The 3,875-nt window shown below is 73.7% G+C and carries 2 protein-coding genes; both read left to right on the forward strand.

Translation table 11 applies throughout. The annotated features are described in order from the left end of the window. Positions 1-2,745: type I polyketide synthase (locus ABTY98_RS41975; protein WP_352226441.1), on the forward strand; the 2,745-nt coding region annotated here is incomplete at its 5' end. A 15-nt stretch (positions 2,746-2,760) separates the two neighbouring features. Beyond that, a partial coding sequence (locus tag ABTY98_RS41980; RefSeq protein WP_352226442.1) for a beta-ketoacyl synthase N-terminal-like domain-containing protein occupies positions 2,761-3,875 on the forward strand: 1,115 nt, incomplete at its 3' end.

Consider the following 3,875-nt stretch of genomic DNA (forward strand, 5'->3'; position numbering starts at 1 on the left):
CATGGCGGTACGGTCGACTGGGCGTCGTATCTGCCCGCCGCGGCCCGGGTCGACCTGCCGACCTACGCCTTCCAGCACCGCCGCTACTGGCTGGACAGCGCCGAACCACCGCACCGGAGTGGCTATCCGCTGCTGGACGCGGCCGTGGAGTTCGCCGAGGAGGACGGTTTCCTGCTGTCCGGGCGGCTGGCCACCCGGGCGCAGCCCTGGCTGGGGGAGCACACCGTGCTCGGTGCGACCGTTGTGCCCGGGAGCGTGTTCGCTGAGCTGGCCCTGCACGCCGCCGCGGAGACCGGTGCCGGCGAGGTCGCCGAACTGACCCTTCAGGCGCCGCTGGTACTGCCCGAGCACGGTGCCGTCGAGGTGCAGTTGAGGGTCGGCGCGCGGGGTGCCGCGGGGGAGCGGCCGATGACCGTGCACGCCCGTCCGGCCGAGGACGGTACCCCGTGGACCTGCTACGCCCGCGCTGTACTCGGCTCGGTGCCGGCGGAGCTTCTGGACGCGCCGGTTGCCTGGCCGCCACCGGGAGCCATCGCGCTGGACGTCGGTTCGGCCTATGCCGAGTTCGCCGCCACCGGGCTGGAGTACGGCCCGGCGTTCCAGGGCCTGCGCGCGGCCTGGCGGAGCGGTGACGAGGTCTTCGCCGACATCGAGTTGCCCGAGCTGACCGACGCCGACCGCTACGGGCTGCACCCGGCGCTGCTGGACGCGTCGCTGCATGCCTTGCGCTACCTGCACGAGGACGAGGGCGACCGCACCCTGCTGCCGTTCGCCTGGAACGGGATCGCGCTGCGTCGCACCGGGGCGTCCGCGCTGCGGGTGCGGATCTCCCCCGTCGCCGCCGAGGCGGCCCGGATCGAACTGGCCGACCCTACGGGCGCCCCGGTCGGAGTGGTGGAGTCCCTCGCCGTCCGGCCGATCTCGGCGGAACAGCTCGGCCACCACGAATCCTTGTACGCCGAGGAACTGGTGCCCGCCAACCTGCCGGGCGGTCCGGAACCGACCGTGCTGGGCTGTGCCGACCTGGCAGAACTGCCCGACGGGGAACTGCCCGAGGTGGTGGTGCTGGCGGCCGGGGCCGCCACCGAGGCCGAGGCCGATCCAGTGGCTGCGGTCGGCCGGGCGCTGGGCGCGGTACACACCTGGCTGGCCGAGGACCGCTTCGCCGGCACCAGGCTGGCGCTGCGGACCCGCAACGCGCGCACCGATCCGGCGGCCGCCGGGGTCTGGGGCCTGTTGCGTTCGGTGCAGCAGGAGCACCCGGACCGCTTCCTGCTGGCGGACTTCGAGGACGGCGACGGCACCGACGGCACCGGGATACCCGCCGCTGCGTGGAACGTGCCCGGCGGGCAACTGGTGGTCCGCGACGGCATGGTGCTCGTGCCACGGCTGTCCCATGTCCCGCTGTCCAGGATCACCGACCGGGACGGCGCCACCTGGGATCCGGGCGGCCCGGTGCTGATCACCGGTGGGCTGGGCGCGCTCGGCGCGGCCCTCGCCCGTCACCTGGCCGGCGACTGCGGAGTGCGCGAACTGGTGCTGACCGGCCGCCGTGGCCTGGACACGCCGGGCGCGGCCGAACTAGTCGCCGAACTACGGGAACTGGGCGCCGAGGTGGCGGTGGTGGCATGTGATGTGGCCGAGCGGGAGGCGGTGGCCGAGTTGCTGGCCGAGCATCCGGTGACAGCCGTGGTGCACGCCGCCGGAGTCGTGGACGACGGTCTGGTCACCGGTCTCACCGAGGAGCGGCTGCGGGCGGTGCTGGCGCCGAAGGTCCTGGGCGCACGCTGGCTGGACGAGCTGACCCGCGACCGCCGGCTGACCGACTTCGTGCTGTTCTCCTCCGCTGCCGGGGTGCTCGGCGCGGCCGGGCAGAGCGCCTACTCTGCGGCCAACGCCGCACTGGACGCGCTGGCCAGGGCCAGGCACACCGCCGGGCTTCCGGCCTCCTCCCTGGCCTGGGGACTGTGGGAACAGCGCAGCGGCATCACCGGCGAACTGTCCGGGGCGGACCTGGCCCGCATCGCCCGTGCCGGGCTGCGGCCGCTGTCCACCGCCGAGGCGCTCGAACTGTTCGACCTGGCGCGAGCCGTCGACGAACCGGTACTCGCCCCGATGCGCCTGGACCGGACGGCCCTACGGGCCGGCGGCCCGGTCCCGGCGGTCCTGCGCGGCCTGGTCCGGGAAACGCCCGCCGGGAACGCTGTCACGGTTGCCGGCGCGAGCACCGGGCCCACGGCCACGCCGGCCGCGTTGTCCGGACCCGACCGGGAGAACGCGCTCCTGGAGCTGGTCCGCGCGGAAGCGGCCAGGGTGCTGGCCTACGACTCACCGGCCGCCGTGGCCGCACACCGCACCTTCGCCGAACTCGGCGTCGACTCGCTGGCCGCGGTCGAACTGCGCAACCGGCTCTCCGAGACCACCGGCATCCGGCTGCCCGCCGCGGTGGTGTTCGAATACGCCACCCCGGTGGCGCTCGCCGCGCACCTGCACACGTCCATGCCCGCGGCCGACGGCACACAGGCCGGCGCGCCGCTCGCCGGACTCGACCAGCTCGAAGAAGCCCTGGCCGGTGCCGAACCCGGCGCCGTGGACCAGGCGAAGCTGCGCATGCGGCTCACCGCACTGCTCGCCAAGTACGGCGGCGAGGAGCAGTCCGGCGCCGCACCGGAGCACGACCTGTCGTCGGCCTCCGACGACGAACTGTTCGGCCTCGTCGACGGCCTCGGCGCCGACCAAGGGTGAGGAAGGGAACCGCACGTGGCTAACGAGGACAAGCTCCGGGAGTATCTTCGGCGCGCGCTGACCGAGGCGCAGAGCGCGCAGCGCAGGCTCGCCGAGATCGAACACGCGCGGCGCGAGCCGATCGCGATCGTCGGCATGGCCTGCCGCTACCCCGGCGGTGTCGGCACTCCCGAGCAGCTGTGGGAGATGCTGGCCGCGGGCCGGGACGGGATCTCCGGGTTCCCCACCGACCGCGGCTGGGACCTGCCGGGACTGCCGGTCGGGCTCGGCGGGTTCGTCGCGGACGCCGGTGACTTCGATCCCGGGTTCTTCGGCATCTCCCCGCGCGAGGCACTCGCCATGGACCCGCAGCAACGGCTGCTCCTGGAGGCCTCCTGGGAAGCACTGGAACGGGCCGGGATCGACCCCACCGCACTGCGCGGCAGCCGCACCGGTGTCTTCGCCGGCGTGATGTACCACGACTACGCGACGCTGATGGACAGCGTGCCCGAGGAACTGGAAGGGTTCATCGGCAACGGGAACGCCGCCAGCATCGCCACCGGCCGGGTCGCCTACACCTTCGGTTTCGAAGGTCCCGCCGTCACCGTCGACACCGCCTGCTCCTCCTCCCTGGTCACCCTGCACCTGGCGGTGCAGTCGCTGCGCTCGGGGGAGACGACGCTGGCCCTGGCCGGCGGCGTGACCATCATGTCCACTCCCGGCACCTACGTGGAGTTCGACCGGCTCGGCGGGCTGGCCGGTGACGGCCGGTGCAAGGCGTTCTCCGCCGACGCCGACGGCACCGGCTGGTCCGAGGGTGTCGGCATGCTGCTGCTGGAGCGGCTGTCCGACGCGCAGCGCAACAACCACCCGGTACTCGCCGTCATCCGCGGCTCCGCCGTCAACCAGGACGGCGCCTCCAACGGGCTCACCGCCCCCAACGGCCAGGCACAGCGCCGGGTCATCGTCGAGGCGCTGACCAACGCGGCACTGTCCCCCGGGGACATCGACGCGGTGGAGGCACACGGCACCGGCACCACGCTGGGCGACCCGGTGGAGGCGCAGGCCCTACTGGCCACGTACGGCGCCGATCGGGACCGGCCGTTGTGGCTGGGGTCGGTCAAGTCGAACATCGGGCACACGCAGGCCGC

Source organism: Streptomyces sp. NPDC096040 (genome assembly GCF_040303265.1).
Taxonomy (GTDB): domain Bacteria; phylum Actinomycetota; class Actinomycetes; order Streptomycetales; family Streptomycetaceae; genus Streptomyces.